General features: G+C 61.0%; 1 protein-coding gene. It reads right to left on the bottom strand.

What is annotated here, in order from left to right; translation table 11 throughout:
* Positions 1 to 182: STAS domain-containing protein (locus E4K09_RS23610; RefSeq protein ID WP_134500146.1), on the bottom strand; the 182-nt coding region annotated here is incomplete at its 3' end.
* Positions 183 to 223: the final 41 nt, after the last annotated feature.

Genomic DNA, 223 nt, shown 5'->3' on the forward strand with positions numbered 1-223 from the left:
AGGGCGCCGAGCCCCGAGCTGTCGATGAAGTCCACCCGGCTGAGATCGAGGACGATCTGGTTCTGCCCGCCCTCGATGCACCTCGTCATCTCGTCCTTGAAGATAGGCGCCGTGCTGGCGTCGATCCGTTTCTCCTCGACCTGGACGACGAGGATGTTACCGCGTTGATCAGTGGACAGCATGGGCAGGGGTCCTTTCGGCTAAACGTTCCAGCATGAGAACG

Origin of the sequence: Microvirga pakistanensis, from assembly GCF_004458765.1 — a bacterium.
GTDB classification, from domain to species: Bacteria; Pseudomonadota; Alphaproteobacteria; order Rhizobiales; family Beijerinckiaceae; genus Microvirga; species Microvirga pakistanensis.